This window comes from Pseudotabrizicola sediminis (genome assembly GCF_004745575.1).
GTDB lineage: Bacteria > Pseudomonadota > Alphaproteobacteria > Rhodobacterales > Rhodobacteraceae > Pseudotabrizicola > Pseudotabrizicola sediminis.
Genome location: NZ_RPEM01000003.1, coordinates 267,918 through 287,122 on the forward strand (window position 1 = coordinate 267,918; position 19,205 = coordinate 287,122).

Consider the following 19,205-nt stretch of genomic DNA (forward strand, 5'->3'; position numbering starts at 1 on the left):
AAATGGGGTCACAGAACGCTGGTCGCAGGATTGCCCGGCAATGACACCTCCAGCAGTTCCAGATCCCCGGTCGGATCAGCATACCGCGTCGCCATGCCCGGCGGTATGACAAAGGCATCCCCGGGCGACAGGCGGAACGGATCTTTCCCCTCTCCCTCCAGCGTCATTTCTCCGGCCATGACAAAGGTGAACAGAATATCCCCCGCATGCCGGGCCATCGGCGCGGCCACGCCATCAGGCCGCAGCACCATGACGCTCGCCACGCCCTTGGTGTTGGCGTTGATCGTGGTGTCACGCGCCACAAACCCCGGCAGACGCGATGGCTCGAACACCCCGTCGCTGCCCCGGTTGAACACGAACCGCTGGCCTTGCCATTCGCGGTCGGGGCGTAGCTGCGGGGTGGGCAGGGTCATGTCGTGGTCAATCTCCGTCACATGCTCGGCGGGCACGCCGATCTCGATCACCTCGATCCCGTCACTGGCCTCCAGCACCCGGTGGCGGATTTCCGGCGGCTGGATGAAACAATCGCCCGCCTGCAACCGGATCGGCCCGCCCTGATCTTCATAGACCACATCCACCCAGCCCTTGATGCAGAAGATCAGCTGGAAGCCGACCCGGTGGAAATGCACCATATCGGGCACCGGCCCCCCATCAGGAATGCGGATATGGCTGGCAATCATCGCCCCGCCCAACCGGCTGGGCACCAGATCGCGGTAGTGCATCCCGGCGCGGCCAATCACCCAAGGGGCCTGATCGGCCAGACGGCGCACCACAAAGGCGTGTTCGGTCTGCGGCAGAACCAGGGCTGGGTTGATCTCGTCAATCTCCACCCGCGTGCCGTTGGGCGCGGTCAGAACGCGCTGCCCCCCGGCAAAGCCATCGGGGTCTTCGGTCAGGATGCGCAGGACGCCCGGCGGCACCTCGGCCCCCTTTCGGATGCGCAACCGCAGCCCATGGCCCGACAGCACCGCCACCTCGGGGTCGTCGGCGGGATAGATCATATCCAGCCGCATCCCCAGCACCTTGGTGTAAAACGGCAGGTCATGGCGCAGTTCCTGCGTGGACAGAAGAATTTCGGCGCGCGTCTCGGTCATGGATTTCCCCGGAGTTTGTCGCCATGCTGGGACTCGGACAAAAAATTTGCAAGCCACAGCGGCGGCGTTAGCGCACTCAGCCGGTTGGCGGATCAAAATAAATGGTTTAAGGCTAAACCAAATTTTCCGGGAGGCGAAAATGGAAGAAGTGCGTCAGGACAATGCCCGTCAGGCGGCGCTGGATTATCATGAATTCCCCAAGCCGGGAAAGCTGGAGATCCGCGCGACCAAGCCACTGGCCAATGGACGCGACCTGTCGCGCGCCTATTCCCCCGGCGTGGCCGAGGCCTGTCTTGAAATCAGGGCCGACCCGTCCACCGCGTCGCGCTACACCTCGCGCGGGAACCTTGTGGCGGTAGTCACCAACGGCACGGCGGTGCTGGGCCTTGGCAACATCGGGGCGCTGGCGTCCAAACCGGTGATGGAGGGCAAGGCGGTTCTGTTCAAGAAATTCGCCAACATCGACTGCTTTGACATCGAGCTGAACGAAGCCGACCCCGAAAAGCTGGCCGATATCGTCTGCGCGCTGGAGCCGACCTTCGGCGCCATCAATCTGGAAGACATCAAGGCCCCCGACTGTTTCATCGTCGAACAGCTGTGCCGCGAGCGGATGAACATCCCTGTATTCCACGACGACCAGCACGGCACCGCCATTGTGGTCGGCGCTGCCGCCACCAATGCGATGATCATCGCGGGCAAGAGTTTTGACCAGATCCGGATCGTCTCCACCGGTGGGGGGGCTGCGGGCATCGCCTGCCTTGAGATGCTGGTCAAACTGGGCGTCCGGCGCGAGAATATCTGGCTCTGCGATCTGGAAGGGCTGGTCTACAAGGGCCGCACCGCGCAGATGTCCCCGCAGAAAGAGGCGTTTGCCCAAGGCACCACCCCCGCCACACTTGGCGATGTGATCGCGGGCGCAGACCTGTTCCTTGGCCTGTCCGGGCCCGGCGTGCTGACGCAGGACATGGTGGCCCGGATGGCCCCCAATCCGATCATCTTCGCGCTGGCCAACCCGAACCCGGAAATCCAGCCCGACCTTGCGCGCGAGGTTGCCCCCGGCGCCATCATCGCCACAGGCCGGTCTGACTTTCCCAATCAGGTCAACAATGTGCTGTGCTTTCCCTTCATCTTCCGCGGTGCGCTGGACGTGGGGGCCACCACGATCAACGACGAGATGAAGATCGCCTGCATCGAAGGCATCGCCGCCCTCGCGCGCGCCACGACAAGCGCAGAGGCGGCGGCGGCCTACAGCGGCGAAAAGCTGTCGTTCGGGGCCGACTACCTGATTCCCAAGCCGTTCGACCCGCGGCTGATGGGCGTTGTGGCCAGTGCGGTGGCACGCGCCGCGATGGAAACCGGCGTGGCCACGCGGCCCCTGGCCGATCTGGAGGCCTACAAGGCAACGCTGGACGGATCGGTGTTCAAATCCGCCCTGCTGATGCGCCCGGTGTTCGAGGCCGCGCGGCACGCCGAGCGCAAGATCGTCTTTGCCGAAGGCGAGGATGAACGGGTGCTGCGCACCGCCAATGCGATGCTGGAAGAAACCACCGACCTGCCAATCCTGATCGGGCGGCCCGAAGTGGTGGAGGCGCGGTGTGAACGCGCCGGCCTGCCAATCCGTCCGGGCCGCGATTTCCATCTGGTGAACCCGGAAAACGACCCGCGCTACCGCGACTATTGGGGCACCTATGCCGAGCTGATGGCGCGGCGCGGCGTGACGCCCGATATTGCCCGCGCGATCATGCGGACCAACACCACCGCGATTGCGGCGGTGATGGTGCACCGAGGCGAGGCCGACAGCATGATCTGCGGCACCTTCGGGCAGTATCTGTGGCATCTGGGCTATGTCCGTCAGGTGCTGGCGCGCAACGGCTTGCAGCCCGTCGCAGCGCTGTCGATGATGATTCTGGAAGACGGCCCGCTGTTCATCGCCGACACCCATGTGAATGCCGAGCCGACGCCAGAGCAGATCATGCAGACGGTGCTGGGGGCGGCGCGGCACGTGAAGCGCTTCGGTCTGGCCCCCAAGATCGCGCTGTGTACGCAAAGTCAGTTCGGCAACATGGACAATGAAAAGGCCCATCGGATGCGGGCGGCGCTGGAACTGCTGGACGCGCGCGAGCCGGATTTTGCCTATGAGGGCGAGATGAACATCGACGCCGCCCTCGACCAGTCCCTGCGCGACCGGCTTCTGGCGGGCGGGCGGTTTGATGGCCCGGCAAACGTGCTGGTCTTTGCTTCCGCCGACGCCGCCTCGGGCGTGCGCAACATCCTGAAAATGAAGGCCGGCGGGCTGGAGGTCGGGCCAATCCTGATGGGGATGGGCAACAAGGCCCATATCGTGACCCCGTCGATCACCGCCCGCGGCCTGCTGAACGTGTCCGCCATCGCAGGCACCCCTGTGGCGCATTACGGATAACACAGACTTCCCCCTGCGTAACAGCGGGGGGAGGTATTTTGGGTCAATCGGTTCACTCTTCAGTTGTAACCGTTCTTTACCCTCTGATCCCCCGCTCATCGGTCTTCCGCCCTCCTGCGCTGTGCCCGGGCGGCACCCCAGGAAGCTGTAGGTGGAACCATAGTTAGCCCACTCCAGCCGCGACTCTCTTCACAACACACTGAAATACATATACTTTTCTGACGGCTAAACCCAATCTGTCCAAACTTTTGCCATTCTGGCCATTAAAGTTTTACCATCGAAAGTTCGAAGCCAAGGCAAGAAAAAAGCCGCCCAATCGGGCGGCTTCATAGCGTATAGGTCTGAATTATCTCGGTATTTTCAGGTCAGCGGTGCTCTTTTGTAGAATATCGCGGGCGGTTTGTGTTCGGCAAAAATCGGATGGATCCCCGTCTCTGACAGCTTCCGAAAGGTATCGGTTGGCCGGCGTCCTTCTGAGCGGCTGATCTCATCGATACTGACGTGATCACGCGTGAATTGCCGCACGTCGTTCAGGCTGACCAGCCAAGTCACTTTCCTGCCCTTCCGACGAAAGGAGCGCCGCAGCAGAAAGTCACCGTTTGCATCTGGATACCGGGACAGCAGGTCGATGTAGCTCGTCGGCGCATCGATGATCTTTGCTGCCTGGCTGGCAAAGATCGCCTCTGCACGATCCGTCTTGGTCGTAAGCTTGCCGACTTCACGTGGAGACGCTTTGACAGCCTGGAGACCGCTTTCCGACAGAACGCGCTCCACGCACTTGATCCTTTCAGACAAAATCAACTGGAGAAGGGCGGCAACAGGCAGGTCAAACTCATGCGCAATTGACCAAAGGTCGGACATTTCATCGCCCATCGTCGCAACGGGATCGGCCTTTTCGTAAATGTCAGACAGAAAGCTAAACAAGTTGCGAGGCCCCGAAAGAGCGGCCGAAGTTGTGTCATCACTCAACTTGGCGCTAAGGCACAGCATGCCGGACCGAAGAAGCTCAAGGGCAACCCGCGACGAACAAGAAAGGGCGCGTGCGACATCAGATGGGTCTTCAGGCAGACTTTCCTCTGACATCAGAATGGCCATTTCTGCGGCCTTGCTGTTCAGCGCGACCGCCTGAGGCAATGTATTGAGGATCTCCGCCTCAACCAAGCCAGACCCTTCCAGAGATCCCCGAACCGCATCACGGCTCAAGCCCGTCGCAAGTGCGAGCGACTTGATGCTGTGCACCCGGCGAACAGTGACCTTCTCCCCCAAAACAACGGCGCCGGGATCGATAGGCATTGTCTCAAGAATGAAATCGCGCACGATACCTGCAATCTCTACACATTCCGGCTGAGTTACTCGGTCATTCAGCCATTTGTAGAGGATCCCAAATTTTGCAGTCGGGGTGGGTTCGCAGTTTTTGTCACGGCTTGCTGATAGAATTTCGGTCAACCCTGCGCGGATGCCGGCTGGTCCGCCTGCGATGAAAGGGAAGCCGACGCTTCCTGCGACAAAGAGATCGCACCGTGAGAGGCTTTTCATCGATGTATACTGACCGAACTTGAGGATTGCGCCGATGATTTCCGAAACCCGCGAGATGACGTCGATTTGCTGGCCATCGATCCAACCAGAAGATGACGCCCCGGCCGCCCGCTGACGAAGGTGGTCCTCGAGAGGAGAGACATCCTCAATTTTTGACGCGTAGGCCTTTTTCACCGTTGGGAAGTCTTGCGAAACCCCAGCGGAAGAAATGACAGAATGGGGGAGCAAAAAGACCGAGTGATCTACGCATGTCCGCACGGACGCCATCTGCCAGACCACCTTAGTGACTGGGTTGCCGTAGGGATCCCGGTTTTCTTGAGCGCAGATGGGGCAGTAGCCCCACTCACCAGGCCCAAAGAACGCCTTGTCGGTAGGCTCGCCACGAAACAACACCGTCGCGCTATCAGGCTGAATCAGCACGCCGGTTTTCAGATCATCCGGCACGGCGCCAGTGATGTCCGAAAGCTGTTGAATATCGATGTCGTCAGCCACTACGAGCCCGCTTGGGGCAATTTTGATGATCCTCAGAAATTCCACCGCACCCATGTTTCCATGGGTGCGGGCGATCCGTTCGATGTAGGAGTAGAGGGACTCCCCGGGGGTAAATGGAAGGTGCGGAAGCAATGCCATATCTGCCCCTCCTTCACGCAGCACGGCGCTTCTTGCGACGCCGACCGTCGGGCTCTTCTTCCAAGCGCTTGGAACCATTCAGAGGCACAATCCGCCAGTCTGCGGCTGCAAACACGTTCAGGTCCCATTTGACACCTTCGCGAATGCCCCACACTTCCGCAAAATGGTCGCGGGAAAGCTGGTCGTCTTCGAGGGAAAGCGCGAGATCAATTGCTTGAATGGTGGTCTCAGCAACGAGACCAAAACGACCGCGCGAGCCGTAAATCAAGCGTTCCCAGACGGATGAATTTGAAAATAGGGCGATGTCGCGATGTAGCGCTGGTCTCCGAGACGCGGATGCCCAGAAACTTGCCCGAAAAGGTGAGGATATGCGCCCAGATGAACAGCGCACCATTCAGAAAGAACTGGTGCATCTTCGAGGATCGATTCCGTCGGCAAAATCGAGCTGAGGCCCTTAACATGTGCAAGAAATTCTTCAAGCTGTTCGTGCCAGTCTGGGCGATGGGTCTGCAGCCATGTAAGAGCCATTTCCTGCTGAAATTGGCGAAACATGCCGGTCATAGCTCGATCGGCGTCAAGCGCTGCCAGCAGGTCATCGTCGCCTCTTGATCGCCCCAGAAGTTCCTTAAGGTTTTCGCTGCGTCCAAGGAAAGGTCTGCGGGGATCCTGATAGGACATCGAATTCATCATAGTCTTCCTCACTGAAAAATTGGTCTGCTCTCTAGGTCCTGAGCCCGGGCCAACATCCGCGAGACGTCGCGCAAACTGATGCGGCGGTTCAAGCGGTCTTGTGCATGGATCAAAGCGACGATGATCGCCTCAATCGATGCGTCGGAAAGAGAAAGCTCTCTGCCGCGGCGGATCGCAAAGTCTTGGAGCTCGAGGGGTGTCAACGCGCGGACGTGCACCACAGTGCAGCGGCTTTTGACTGTCGGCTGCACCAGATCGACGTCGTTGGATGTGAAAATCCAAGACAAGTGCGACATGTCGAAAGAGACGCGGTAGAACGGGCATTCCCACCGCCGCGCGGACTCTGGCTCAAGCAGCGAGAGCAGCGCATCGTAGAATGAAAAGGCCGTGCCCTTTTTCGACTCCGCTGACTTTGCTTTGCAGATCTCGTCGACGACGACGATGCCGTTCGCCATCCGACTTTCCAAGATCATCTCAACGGGACGGCCAGGTTGTGCTGATCCCCATCCCCGTTCAAGGCCGACTATGCTGAAGCCGGGGCTTCCAGTGGATGCGTCTAGTCCAACAGAGGGGACTGAAACAAGCTCAGCAAAACGCTTTGCCAAGCGGGTCTTCCCAACCCCAGGTGGGCCGTTGATGATAAGTGGGGAAATCTTGATAGGCTCCCCCAGACGTGCAGATCTCCGCAGTGAATGCCAAAGAACCTCTGTCGCTGAAGCCAGCCATGGCGCCTCTTGATGGAGGCGCGCGGCCACTTCATCTGCCCAGGCTTCGCTCTTTGCCACGGCAACAGGGATGTCTCCCCGTGCAGCCTGAAGCTTTGTGATTTCGGTTTTGCTCAGGTGCGAAGTTGCGGACGCGGCAGCGCGCCGTGAGAACAGTTTTTCAACGCGCGCACGGATACGCTCTTCATCTACTCTCTTGAGAAGGGCTTCATGTTCGAGACGAGCGATTTCGTCGCCATTTGCAACAGTTGACACCTCTGAAAAGCGCTTCCCGTGGGCAGCGCGCGCCAGCCTATCAATCCGACGGTCAAACAGAAAATCTCGTAATCTGCGGCGGACCTTCTCGGGATCCCCGATCTCCTTCTGCTCAATGAGCTGGATCACTTTCAGTCTTTTCACAATGCGTCTCCTTCCGGTGCGAGCTGGGCTCGACGGGTGTTGGGGTTCCATTTCGATGGCTGAAACCCCGGACCGCTGATGCCGATCTTCCTCTGATCGGGTGTCATCATCAGAGTCGCGCTTCTTCGCATCCAATTCTGCTGAACAGCGAAAAGGCGGCGCGATAGAGCATCGTGGCTCGGGCGCGGATCGAGAAGGTGAGCATTCATGAACTTGAACGATGGCATAACAGGTCCTTTCACCAAAGCCTGACCGCCAAGGTGGCGCGAGCTATGATGCTGTTTTCATTGTGGAAAAATTTGACGTGAGGGGAGGATGCCTGAGCCAAAATGCTCCGTCAACCGGCCCAGAACGACCCAAACGGGTCATCATCCTGAGTTCGTGGCCGAAAATGGCGCTCTCACAGACCTAATGAAAACAATGGCTTGACGGTCTCTGGCAAATTTATGCGTCCAGAATGGCACCAATTTGCCCCGAAATGGGATAACTATGCTTCCACCTACAGAAGCGCCGGGCAGCGGTGCGGCAGAAGATTCGCAAGCGGCAACTGCACTAATTTGCAAAGCTGACTGGGATTGTCGGTTTTATTGCCATATTCCCGCTGTTTGCAAAACTTTGCACCCCAAACTGGCCCATTTCTGCAAACATAATGTCGCACCCCGCCCACTGTCCGGCGGTAACATTGTTGCGTGCTTGGCCCGCGATGCCGTAACACAAACCCCAAGCGTTGGGAGGAGGCGCGCAGAATGGGTTATTCCGAAATCTACGCAAAGTGGCAGGCCGACCCCGAGGGCTTCTGGATGGAGGCTGCGGGGGCCATTGACTGGGCGCGCAAGCCCAGCCATGCCCTGAACGACAGCCGCGCGCCGTTGTATGAGTGGTTCACCGATGGCATGGTGAACACCTGCTGGAACGCGGTGGACCGGCATGTGCTGGCCGGGCGCGGCCACCAGCCTGCCATCATCCACGACAGCCCGGTCACCGGCACCAAGCATGTGATCACCTATGCCGAACTGCTGGACCGCGTCTCGCGCCTTGCCGGGGCGCTGAAGGCCAAAGGGGTCACCAAGGGCGACCGGGTGATCATCTACATGCCGATGGTGCCCGAAGCGCTGGAGGCGATGCTGGCCTGCGCCCGGCTGGGGGCGATCCATTCCGTGGTGTTCGGCGGCTTTGCGGCAGCCGAACTGGCGGTGCGGATTGACGATTGCACCCCAAAGGCAATCATCGCGGCCAGCTGCGGCGTCGAACCCTCGCGCGTGGTGCATTACAAACCGCTTCTGGATGGCGCGATCGAGATGGCCAGCCACAAGCCCGATTTCTGCGTGATCCTGCAACGCGAACAAGAGGTGGCCAAGCTGATCGACGGTCGCGATCTGGCGTGGCACACGTTCCAGTATGGTGTGGAACCGGCAGACTGTGTGCCGGTCGAAGGCAACCATCCGGCCTACATCCTGTATACCTCTGGCACCACGGGCGCGCCCAAGGGCGTGGTGCGCCCGACGGGCGGGCATCTGGTGGCGCTGAACTGGACCATGCGGGCGATCTACAATTGCGGGGTCGGTGATGTGTTCTGGGCGGCGTCGGATGTGGGCTGGGTCGTGGGGCACAGCTATATCTGCTATGCGCCGCTGATTGCGGGCTGCACCACAGTGGTGTTCGAGGGCAAGCCGGTGGGCACCCCGGATGCGGGCACCTTCTGGCGGGTGATTCAAGAGCATAAGGTGAAAACCTTCTTCACCGCCCCCACCGCGCTGCGCGCAATCAAGCGGGATGATCCGACCGGCGCGCTGATCAAGGATTACGACACCTCCAGCATGCAGGCGCTGTTTCTGGCGGGGGAACGGGCCGACCCCGACACGGTCGACTGGGCCGGGCGGCATCTGAACGTGCCGGTGATCGACCATTGGTGGCAGACCGAAACCGGCTATGCGATTGCCGCCAACCCGCTGGGCCTTGGGCTGGTGCCGGTCAAAATCGGCAGCCCCGCGATGGCGATGCCGGGCTATGACGTGCGGGTGCTGGATGAAGGCGGGCATGAGGTGTCGCCGGGCACGCTGGGCGCGATTGCCATAAAACTGCCGCTGCCACCCGGCACAGTGCCCACGCTGTGGAATGCCGAAGAGCGCTTCGTGAAATCGTACCTGTCGCATTTCCCCGGATATTACGAGACCGGGGATGCCGGCTATGTCGATGCCAAGGGCTATCTCTACATCATGGCGCGCACGGATGACGTGATCAACGTGGCCGGTCACAGGCTCAGCACCGGGGCGATGGAAGAGGTTCTGGCCGGGCACCGGGATGTGGCCGAATGTGCCGTCATCGGGGTGGCCGATGCGCTGAAGGGCCAGTCGCCGCTGGGGTTCTTGTGCCTCAACAAGGGCGTGGACCGCGCGCCCGCCGATGTGGTGGCCGAATGTGTGGCGCTGATGCGCGAAAAGATCGGCCCGGTGGCCGACTTCAAACGCGCCGTGGTGGTGGACCGGTTGCCCAAGACCCGGTCGGGCAAGATCCTGCGGGCGACCATGGTCAGCATCGCCGATGGCAAGACGTGGAAGATGCCCGCCACCATCGACGACCCGGCGATCCTGGATGAGATCAAGGTAGCGCTGCAGGGCCTTGGTCTGGCCAAGGGCTGATGGCTGGGGGCTGATGAATGGGGGCTGAGGCCTGCAGGCGCGACGCGGGCGCCCGCAAAGATGCTGGACAGATGCAAGCCTTGAGGTAGGTTTGAATCATGGTTGACTCCAGTGTCGCGCACCGCTCTGCCCTGAACCTGCGTGACACGGGCCCGCAGCTGGCGGTGTTGCGCGCGGCGCTGACCCGGCTTGCCGGATGCGCCCTGCCCGGCCCCGCCCGGCTGGCGCTGGCCGAGGCGCATCAGGCGCTGACCGCGCTGGAAGCCATTCAGCCCGGGGCTGTGGATGATGGCGTGTTTGCGGCATTGCTGGCACTGGCCGGGCCCGAGGTGGCAGCCGAGCTGACCCTGCAGATGTCCGTCGACCTGCGCCGGGTTCTGACAGCCCTTGCGCAGGGGCTGGCGCAATCGGACGCGCGCGTGGTGGACGCGCAGACCCATGTGCTGGTGATGCTGGCCGGGACGGCCGGGGCGCGCGGGCTGCAACAGGGCGCGCAAGCGCTGAACCGGGCGGCCTTGGCCGGGGATACGGCGCAGATGCACGACATGGGACCGGCGGTTCTGGCCGGGCTGGCGGCGCTGATCGGCTTTGTCGAGGCTGCGGCCGAAGGCTTGCCGCGATGACTGCGGCGCGGCTGCCGCTGCTCATGATCGCAGATATGCCATCGGTGCAGGTGGCCTGTCGCTCGGTGCTGCAACCGGCGGGCTACAGTCTGCGCATCGCAGCCACGGCAACCGAGGGGATGGCGCTGTTTCAGGAAACCGAGGCGCAGACGGTGCTGCTGGATCTGGGGCTGGAGAGCGGCGGGGGTCTGGCGGTGCTGCGCGACATGGTGGCCCTGCGGCCAGAGGCGCGGATCATCGTGATCACCGCCACCGCCAGCCTGCCCCGCGCCGTCGAGGCGATGCAGGCCGGGGCGCAGGATGTGCTGACCCGCAGGCCGTTCGACGCGGCGCGGCTGCTGGCAGCGGTAGAGCGTGCCGTCGAGGCCACCCTCGCCCCCGCACATGACGGTCACAAAGCAGCGGTCAGGCGCGGGGCCAAGGCCGAACCCGAAACGGCGGGCGATGTGTTCATCGGCTCCTCTGCCGCCATGCGCGCAGTGCAGGATATGATCCGGTCGGTGGCCGGGTCGATGGCGACGGTGTTCATCACCGGCGAAAGCGGCACCGGCAAAGAGCTTTGCGCGCTGGCCGTGCATGCAGGCAGCCCGCGTGCGCATGGGCCTTTCATCGCGCTGAACTGCGGGGCGATTCCGCAACATCTGCTGGAATCGGAAGTCTTCGGCCATATGAAAGGCAGCTTCACGGGCGCGATTTCCGACAAGCAGGGGGCGGCGGCGGCGGCGGACGGCGGCACGCTGTTTCTGGACGAGGTCTGCGAGATGGCCCCGGCCTTGCAGACAAAACTGCTCAGATTTCTGCAAACCTCGACCGTGCAGCCGGTGGGGGCGGTACGGCCGCGCAGGGTGGATGTGCGCATCATCTGCGCCACCAACCGCGACCCGGCAGACGCCGTGCGCCGGGGCGAATTCCGTGAGGATCTGTACTACCGGCTGTTTGTGGTGCCGATCCACATGCCGCCTTTGCGCGCGCGCAACGGGGATGTAGCGGAAATTGCACAAACCGTACTGGACCGCTTTGCCCGCGAAGAGGGGCGGCAGTTTGACGGGTTTGCCCCCGAGGTGCTGGCCCTGTTCCGCAGGCACAGCTGGCCGGGAAATGTGCGCCAGCTGCTGAATGTGATCCGCAATGTCGTTGTGCTGCATCCGGGCGGGCGGGTGACACTGGACATGCTGCCCGCATCACTGCACCGCGCGGTGCGGGTCGCGCGCCCCGACAGCACCCGCGTGCCGGTGCCGGTTGCGGTGTCCGATGATGCCGCACGCGATGGTCTGGACGGCCTGATCGGGCGCAGCATGGCCGAAATCGAGCGGATGGTGATCGAGCAAACCATCGCCCGCAACGGTGGATCGGTGCCAAAGGCGGCGCGGGTGCTGGACCTGTCGCCCTCCACGATCTATCGCAAGCTGGAAGGCTGGGGCGGCAAACCCTGACGGCCCGCGCCGAAGGGCCTCACCGCGATGGCGCCACCCCGGTCGGCAGTGCCTGATGCCCCAGACGGCAGGATCAGGCGAATTGTTCGACCAGCAGCCGTTCTTCCAGCCCATGGCCGGGGTCGAACAGGATGCGGTGACGGATCTCGGGTTCAGACCGGATCTCGACCGAGATCACATCGCGTACCGACCGGCCATCGGCATCGGCCATCACCGGGCGTTTGTCCGGCTGGGTGACCTCGAACCGCACCACAGCGGTTTTCGGCAAGAGCGCCCCGCGCCAGCGCCGGGGGCGGAAGGCGGCAACGGCGGTCAGCGCCAGCACATCCGACCCGATGGGCAGAATCGGGCCATGCGCCGAATAGTTATAGGCGGTGGACCCGGCGGGCGTGCACAGCAAGACCCCGTCGCAGACCAGTTCTTCCAGCCGCAGCCTGCCATCGACATAGATCGCAAGTTTCGCCGCCTGCGGCCCGGCACGCAGCATCGACACTTCGTTGATCGCCAACGCCTCGACCACCCGGCCCGTGGCCGTGGTGGCGCGCATGTGCAGCGGGTTGATCACGGTTTCCTCGGCAAGACTCAGGCGGTCGGCAAGACCGTCCAGATCAAACGCGTTCATCAAAAAGCCGACAGTGCCGCAATTCATTCCATACACCGGCAGACCCGCACTTTGGGTATCGTGCAGGGTCTGCAGCATGAAGCCGTCGCCCCCAAGGGCAACCACCGCGCTGGCCTGCCCCAGCGGGGTCTGGCCGTGCCGGGCGGTCAGCCCGGCAAGCGCCGCCTGTGCAACGGGCGTGGAGCTGGCACGGAAGGCAATTCTGGATGTGGGCACGGCGGTTCTCCCTTGCGCACAGTCTTGACGGGCTGCGGGCAGGAACTCAACCCTTGCCGCACCGGTCGCCCGAACCGGGCAGGACCGGCGCAGGTCAGGCACCGGGGCCGACCCCAGCCCCCCACCAACTGCCAAATTTCGCACCCATCCGGGGATGCGTCGTTTTCCTCCCTTTCCCGGGGGCGATGCTTGGTCTAAATGAGCGCTATCCCGACCCCCGGATCTGGCAGGAGACGCCCATGAACGCCCCGCACCGTGACAACGGCTTTTTCACCGAAACTCTGTCCTCCCGCGACCCCGAACTGTTCGGCGCGATGACGCAGGAACTGGGGCGTCAGCGCCATGAGATCGAGCTGATCGCATCGGAAAACATCGTCAGCCGCGCCGTGATGGAGGCGCAGGGCTCGGTGATGACCAACAAATACGCCGAAGGCTATCCGGGCAAGCGCTATTACGGCGGCTGCCAGTATGTCGACATCGCCGAAAATCTGGCGATCGAGCGGGCCTGCCAGCTGTTCGGCTGCGGCTTTGCCAATGTGCAGCCCAACTCCGGCAGCCAGGCCAATCAGGGCGTGTTCCAGGCACTGCTGCAACCCGGCGACACCATTCTGGGCATGTCACTGGACGCAGGCGGCCACCTGACTCATGGCGCGGCCCCCAACCAGTCGGGCAAGTGGTTCAAGGCCGTGCAATACGGCGTGCGCAAGCAGGACCTTTTGCTGGATTATGATCAGGTCGCGGAACTGGCGACCGAGCACAAGCCAAAGATGATCATCGCCGGCGGCTCCGCCATTCCGCGCATCATCGACTTTGCCCGCATGCGCGAAATTGCCGACAGCGTGGGTGCCTACCTGCTGGTCGACATGGCGCATTTCGCCGGGCTGGTGGCCGCGGGGCTGTACCCCAGCCCCTTCCCGCACGCCCATGTGGCGACCACCACCACCCACAAAACCCTGCGTGGCCCGCGCGGCGGGATGATCCTGACCAATGACGAGGCCTTGGCGAAAAAGTTCAACTCGGCCATCTTCCCCGGCATTCAGGGCGGCCCGCTGATGCATGTGATCGCGGCGAAAGCGGTGGCCTTTGGCGAGGCACTGCGGCCCGAGTTCAAGACCTATCAGGCGCAGGTCATCAAGAACGCGCAGGCGCTGGCCGATCAGCTGATGCAGGGCGGGCTTGATATCGTGACCGGCGGCACCGACAGCCACCTGATGCTGGTCGATCTGCGGCCCAAGGGCGTAAAGGGCAACGCCACCGAAAAGGCCCTGGGCCGGGCGCATATCACCTGCAACAAGAACGGCATCCCGTTCGACACCGAAAAGCCCACCATCACCTCTGGCGTGCGTCTGGGCACCCCGGCAGGCACCACGCGCGGCTTCGGCGAGGCAGAGTTCCGCCAGATCGGCGACTGGATCACGCAAGTGGTCGACGGGCTGGCCGCCAATGGCGAAGAGGGCAATGCAGCGGTGGAAGAGCGCGTGAAGGCCGAGGTCGAGGCGCTGTGCAAGCGCTTCCCGATCTACCCGGACCTGTGATCCGCATCAGCTGAGCCATTGCCAGCACCGGCCCTTGCGGCCCCTTCGGGGACAGCAGGGGCCGTTTTGCGTTGCGGGGTCAGATCCGGCCCTGCAGCCGCTGCACAAGCAGCACCAGCACAGCCACAGCCAGCAGCCCCAGCGCCACCGTGGTGCCGATGCGCACCAGCGCCCGCAGCGCGGCCGATCCTGCGCGTTGCGCCGACAGGTGGCGCAGGCAGCTGTCATAACAGCTTGCCACGCGGGCCGGGTCGATCTGCCCCAGCAGCTTGGGGTTCTGTGCCTTTTCGGCAAGAACGGCCAGCTCCTGCGCCTGTGCCCGCACGCTGCGCGGCAACAGCCGCCCGCCCCGGCGCAGCTTTTCAGACAGACCTGTGCCCCGGACGCCCAGACGTTCCTCCATCAACCCGGCGACCCGGTCCGCCATTTGCTGGATTGTGACTGCGCTCATCGCCTGCCCCTTTTTCCGGCGAAGCTTAAGCCGGGGCCGCAAAATCCTCAATGCCTCTGGCAGGGCTGGCGAACTGGCGGTAGACAGGTGGCATGCTTGCCACGATCCATCACCCCGCCGCCACCCCGTCTGATGCCCCCCCACTGGTCATTGCCCATGGTCTTTATGGCTCGGCCCGCAACTGGGGCGTCATCGCGCGGCGTCTGGCCGATGTGCGCGATGTGGTGGCGGTCGATATGCGCAACCATGGCGACAGCCCGCAGGTGCCGGTGCATGGCTATCCCGAAATGGCGGCCGATCTGGCCGAGGTGATCCACAGCCTTGGCGGCAAGGTCGACCTGCTGGGTCATTCCATGGGCGGCAAGGCGGCGATGCAACTGGCGCTGACGGGTGGCGCGCAGGTCGGCCGTCTTGTGGTGGCCGATATCGCCCCCGTGGCCTACAGCCACGACCAGTCACACCATGCGCAGGCGATGCAGGCGCTTGACCTGACAGGCATCACCACGCGCGGCGAGGCTGACAAGCGGCTGGCGCAAACAATAGAAGATGCCAGCCTGCGGGCATTTTTCCTGCAGTCACTGGACATGAAGGCGACGGGCGGGCCGCGCTGGCGCTTGAACCTGCCGGTACTGGAATCCGAGATGCCGAAAATCGTCGGCTGGCCCGGTACAACCGGCCAGTTCGACGGCCCCACCCTGTTCCTGACCGGGGCGGACAGCCATTACGTCAAACCCGAATACCGCGACACTATCCGCGCGCTGTTCCCAAGCGCACGCTTTGCCAAGATCCCCGGCACCGGCCATTGGCTGCACGCCGAAAAGCCGCGCGAATTTGAAGACACCGTGCGGGTGTTCCTGACCGCGTGATCAGGCCAGTTGCCTGGCCACCAGCCAGCTGACCGGCAGGCCCGCCACAAAGCCGATCGCGGCGGCAAGGATGATCGGGCTCAGGGTATCGTTCCCCGTGGTCAGGGCAACAATCACGGCCACCCCCATCAGCGAGGGGGCGATGATGGAAAAAAGCAGGGCTGTCAGTCGGGTCATCGCAAAGTCCGTTCCTAATGTGTTTCCACATCGATATCACCGCCCCCACCCCGCCACCTTGACGCAGATCAACCGCCTGTGTCTGATTGGCCTGCGACAATCGCATCGCCTGCAGGGAACCCGACTGCCATGCCGGGGTTAAAGCCGTAGAAAAGCGTGCTGTGACCGCACAGACCCGTTTTCCACACCTATGGATGCCTCTTTGCCGGGCGCATCCGCGCTTGCACTGTTATCCGGGGACATCTTTTTCATGAAACTTTTTCACTGCCAGTGCTGTGGCGCAATCCTGTATTTCGAAAATACCGTCTGCCTGAAATGCGGCCATATGCTGGGCTATCTGCCGGACGCCGACCGCATGCTGGCCGTTGTCGCCGATGGCCCGGTCTGGCGGGCCTTGCCAGACAGCGCCGCGCCTGCGGATCAAGCCACAGACCCCGGCCCCTTGCGCTTTTGCCGCAATTGGGAACGCTCTGCCTGCAACTGGATGCATCGCAGCGCGGCGGGTGATGGCGACGGGCCGGCGGGCTATTGCCTTGCCTGCCTGCACAACCGCACCGTGCCCGATCTGTCCACCCCCGCGCATGTGAAACTGTGGACCAAGATGGAAGCCGCCAAGCGACGGCTGATGTATTCCGTCTTGCGGCTGAACCTGCCCCGCCCCCTGCCCGATTCCGGCCACCCGGAACCGCTGGTGTTCGAATTTCTGGCCGATGATCCGGGCAGCACGGAAAAGGTGCTGACCGGCCATTCCGACGGGGTGATCACCATTGCCCTGATCGAGGCTGACGACACTGCCCGCGAAACCCGGCGCAGCCAGATGGGCGAAGCCTACCGCACCCTGCTCGGCCATTTCCGGCACGAGGTCGGGCATTACTACTGGGATCTTCTGGTGCGCGATGGCGATGCGCTGGAAGACTGCCGCGCCCTGTTTGGCGATGAGCGGGCCGATTACGCCGAAGCGATGAAAAAGCACTACGACATGGGCGCGCCCGAAGGCTGGGAAAACCGTTTCGTGTCCGCCTATGCCACCATGCACCCCTGGGAAGACTGGGCCGAAACCTGGGCGCATTACCTGCACATGGTAGACACGCTGGAAACGGCATCGGCGCTGGGGCTGCGGGTGGATGCCGGGCAGTCGCTGGCCGCAAAGGTCGATGCCGACCCCCATCACAGCCGCGATGCAGGCCAGCTGATCGGCAACTGGGTGCCCCTGACACTGGCGCTCAACAGCCTGAACCGGTCGATGGGGCAAAGTGATCTGTACCCGTTCTCCCTGCCCGCCGATGTGCAGACCAAGCTGCGCTTTGTGCATGATCTGGTGCAACGGTGCCATCCTGAACCCGCGGCCTGACACCGGCCGCGTTTGCCATCTGTTTGACACCCTTTTCCCGGCAGGAGCACCGGCCCAAAATGCGCGAACCCATCTGTGTGCTGGCCAATGCCGGGTCTGGAAAGAAATCCGCCGCGCGGATCGACCATCTGACCGCCCCCTTGCGGGCGGCCGGGCTGGTGCATGAGGTGCGACTGATCCGCAAGGGCGCGCTGATTCCGGCAGCCGCCCGCAAGGCGCGGGCCGATGGCTTTGCCACCGTGATCGCCGCCGGGGGTGATGGCACGGTCTGCAGTGTCGCCACCGAATTGGCCGGAACGGGCACAGCACTTGGCATTCTGCCGCTGGGCACCTTCAACTTTTTCGCCCGCTCTCTGGGCATCGAGAACGACCCCGAGGCCGCGATGCAACAACTGCTGACCGGGGTGGAAACCATGGCGGCGGCGGGTGAGGTGAATGGCAAGCTGTTCCTGAACAACGCCAGCCTGGGCCTGTATCCGGCCCTGCTGGAACGGCGCGAGGCGGCCTATGCCAAATGGGGCCGGTCGCGATGGGCCGCTTATTGGTCGGGCCTGCAGGTGCTGGCCACCTATAACCGCCCCAGCCGGATGACGCTGACAATCGACGGCGTGGTGCAGGTCCGGCACTCGCCGATGATCTTCGTGGCGCAAAACGCCTATCAGCTGGAAGAATACGGCATGCTCGAAGGGGTAGACCTGATCCGCGCCGGGCAGCTGGCGGTCTATATCGCGCCCGAACTGCGGCGCTGGCAGCTCCTGGGCTTTGCCTTGCGCATTGCGGTGCGGATGGCCCTGCCCTACCGCGATTTCACCCTGATCGGTGCCGAGGCGGTACAGATCGAAACCCGCGCCCGCCGCCGCACCATCGCCCGCGACGGCGAGCGTGAAAAGATGGCCGCCCCCTTTGCCTTCCGCACCCTTCCCGATGTGCTGACGGTGATCCTGCCGGTGCCTCCTACAATTCCGGAGGAGGCGTGATGGGCCGCCTTCTGCACCTGTCGGACCTGCATTTCGGCACCGAACGGGCCGGGCTGGTGAAACCGCTGATTGCCCTTGCCCATCGGTTGCGGCCCGATGTGGTGGTGATCTCGGGCGATCTGACGCAGCGCGCCCTGCCCGCGCAATGGGCGGCTGCGGCAAAGCTGATGGCCGCCCTGCCGCAGCCGGTGCTGTGCATCCCCGGCAACCACGACGTGCCGCTCTACAACCCGCTGGCCCGGATGCTCTGGCCCTGGCACGGCTATCGCCGCGTCGCAGGCCCGGATCTGGAGCCGGTGGTGGATGCGCCTGACCTGCTGGTGGTGGGCGTCAACACCACCGATCCTTATGTCTGGCAACGCGGCACACTGCGGCCCGCCTCGCTGCGCCATGTGGCCCAGGTGTTCGCCGCCGCCCGCCCCGGCCAGCTGCGCGTGGCGGCCCTGCACCACCCGCTGACCACGCCCGCCGCCACCGGCAAGACCCCGATGAAGGGGGCCAATGCCGGGGCCGAGGCCCTCGCCCGCGCCGGCGCCGATGTGGTGCTGAGCGGCCACCTCCACCTCTGGGCCGCCGCCCCCTTTGCCCTGCACAAAGGCGCGCGGTCCATGCTCTGCGTGCAGGCCGGCACCACCCTGTCCTCCCGCCTGCGCGGCGAGGACAACGACCTGAACGTGATCGACTTCGATCAGGGTCTGGTCACGGTAACCCGCTGGCGCACGGTGGGGGATGCGCTGGACTACACGCCGGACAACGTGACGCGCTATCAGCAGGACTGCGCGGATACGGGGTGGGGGAGGCAAGGGGATATCTAGAGTCTGG

Annotated in this window: 17 protein-coding genes; 9 read left to right on the top strand and 8 right to left on the bottom strand. The window is 63.2% G+C overall.

From position 1 onward, the window contains the following. Positions 1-8: 8 nt before the first annotated feature. Complete coding sequence (locus EEB11_RS06160; protein WP_135429537.1) at positions 9-1,094, bottom strand: cupin domain-containing protein; 1,086 nt, start codon at positions 1,092-1,094, stop codon at positions 9-11. 139 nt (positions 1,095-1,233) lie between these two features. On the opposite strand from EEB11_RS06160, the gene EEB11_RS06165 reads away from it, so the two are divergent. Next, positions 1,234-3,513: an NADP-dependent malic enzyme gene (locus EEB11_RS06165; protein WP_135429538.1), complete on the top strand. Its 2,280-nt coding sequence runs from the start codon at positions 1,234-1,236 to the stop codon at positions 3,511-3,513. A gap of 360 nt (positions 3,514-3,873) precedes the next feature. Here EEB11_RS06165 and EEB11_RS06170 read toward each other — a convergent pair whose 3' ends face one another. From EEB11_RS06170 to EEB11_RS06180, 4 genes are read right to left on the bottom strand one after another with little or no spacing between them, the layout of a single operon-like run. Continuing rightward, the gene (locus tag EEB11_RS06170) at positions 3,874-5,679 is read right to left on the bottom strand and encodes a TniQ family protein (protein WP_167852669.1); all 1,806 of its coding nucleotides are present in this window, start codon (positions 5,677-5,679) and stop codon (positions 3,874-3,876) included. 13 nt (positions 5,680-5,692) lie between these two features. After that, complete coding sequence (locus tag EEB11_RS19510) at positions 5,693-5,947, bottom strand: hypothetical protein (RefSeq protein ID WP_167852670.1); 255 nt, start codon at positions 5,945-5,947, stop codon at positions 5,693-5,695. Further along, positions 5,944-6,369: a hypothetical protein gene (locus EEB11_RS06175; protein ID WP_135429540.1), complete on the bottom strand. Its 426-nt coding sequence runs from the start codon at positions 6,367-6,369 to the stop codon at positions 5,944-5,946. Before EEB11_RS06175 ends, EEB11_RS19510 begins: the two co-directional genes overlap by 4 nt. A gap of 8 nt (positions 6,370-6,377) precedes the next feature. Beyond that, complete coding sequence (locus EEB11_RS06180; RefSeq protein WP_167852671.1) at positions 6,378-7,493, bottom strand: AAA family ATPase; 1,116 nt, start codon at positions 7,491-7,493, stop codon at positions 6,378-6,380. Positions 7,494-8,239: 746 nt separating this feature from the next. Between EEB11_RS06180 and EEB11_RS06190 the strand changes: the two genes are divergently transcribed. The 3 genes from EEB11_RS06190 (at position 8,240) to EEB11_RS06200 (ending at position 12,188) form a co-directional block, all read left to right on the top strand. Continuing rightward, positions 8,240-10,132, top strand: a complete 1,893-nt coding sequence (locus EEB11_RS06190; RefSeq protein WP_135429543.1) for a propionyl-CoA synthetase — start codon at positions 8,240-8,242, stop codon at positions 10,130-10,132. A 98-nt stretch (positions 10,133-10,230) separates the two neighbouring features. Then, positions 10,231-10,755, top strand: coding sequence for a hypothetical protein (locus EEB11_RS06195; protein ID WP_135429544.1), 525 nt, complete (start codon positions 10,231-10,233; stop codon positions 10,753-10,755). After that, positions 10,752-12,188, top strand: coding sequence for a sigma-54-dependent transcriptional regulator (locus EEB11_RS06200; protein WP_135429545.1), 1,437 nt, complete (start codon positions 10,752-10,754; stop codon positions 12,186-12,188). The genes EEB11_RS06195 and EEB11_RS06200 overlap by 4 nt, the downstream gene beginning before the upstream one ends. 73 nt (positions 12,189-12,261) lie before the next feature. On the opposite strand, the gene EEB11_RS06205 is transcribed toward EEB11_RS06200, so the two are convergent. Further along, entirely contained in the window at positions 12,262-13,026 is a 765-nt protein-coding gene (locus EEB11_RS06205) for an NAD kinase (protein WP_135429546.1), read from the bottom strand. Positions 13,027-13,265: 239 nt separating this feature from the next. On the opposite strand from EEB11_RS06205, the gene glyA reads away from it, so the two are divergent. Further along, positions 13,266-14,561, top strand: coding sequence for a serine hydroxymethyltransferase (glyA, locus tag EEB11_RS06210; RefSeq protein ID WP_135429547.1), 1,296 nt, complete (start codon positions 13,266-13,268; stop codon positions 14,559-14,561). 79 nt (positions 14,562-14,640) lie between these two features. Here glyA and EEB11_RS06215 read toward each other — a convergent pair whose 3' ends face one another. After that, positions 14,641-15,012, bottom strand: a complete 372-nt coding sequence (locus EEB11_RS06215; RefSeq protein WP_135429548.1) for a hypothetical protein — start codon at positions 15,010-15,012, stop codon at positions 14,641-14,643. Positions 15,013-15,104: 92 nt separating this feature from the next. On the opposite strand from EEB11_RS06215, the gene EEB11_RS06220 reads away from it, so the two are divergent. Next, positions 15,105-15,878, top strand: coding sequence for an alpha/beta fold hydrolase (locus EEB11_RS06220; RefSeq protein ID WP_135429549.1), 774 nt, complete (start codon positions 15,105-15,107; stop codon positions 15,876-15,878). Here the strand turns inward: EEB11_RS06220 and EEB11_RS06225 are convergent, their stop codons facing one another. Then, a complete protein-coding gene (locus EEB11_RS06225) occupies positions 15,879-16,055 on the bottom strand; it encodes a CTP synthetase (RefSeq protein ID WP_135429550.1) in 177 nt (58 codons plus the stop codon). It abuts the gene before it with no gap. A 250-nt stretch (positions 16,056-16,305) separates the two neighbouring features. Here EEB11_RS06225 and EEB11_RS06230 point away from each other — a divergent pair, with 250 nt between their 5' ends. From EEB11_RS06230 to EEB11_RS06240, 3 genes are read left to right on the top strand one after another with little or no spacing between them, the layout of a single operon-like run. Beyond that, the gene (locus EEB11_RS06230) at positions 16,306-17,406 is read left to right on the top strand and encodes a zinc-binding metallopeptidase family protein (RefSeq protein ID WP_135429551.1); all 1,101 of its coding nucleotides are present in this window, start codon (positions 16,306-16,308) and stop codon (positions 17,404-17,406) included. 59 nt (positions 17,407-17,465) lie between these two features. Further along, the gene (locus EEB11_RS06235) at positions 17,466-18,383 is read left to right on the top strand and encodes a diacylglycerol/lipid kinase family protein (RefSeq protein ID WP_135429552.1); all 918 of its coding nucleotides are present in this window, start codon (positions 17,466-17,468) and stop codon (positions 18,381-18,383) included. After that, positions 18,383-19,198, top strand: coding sequence for a metallophosphoesterase family protein (locus tag EEB11_RS06240; protein WP_135429553.1), 816 nt, complete (start codon positions 18,383-18,385; stop codon positions 19,196-19,198). The genes EEB11_RS06235 and EEB11_RS06240 overlap by 1 nt, the downstream gene beginning before the upstream one ends. Positions 19,199-19,205: the final 7 nt, after the last annotated feature.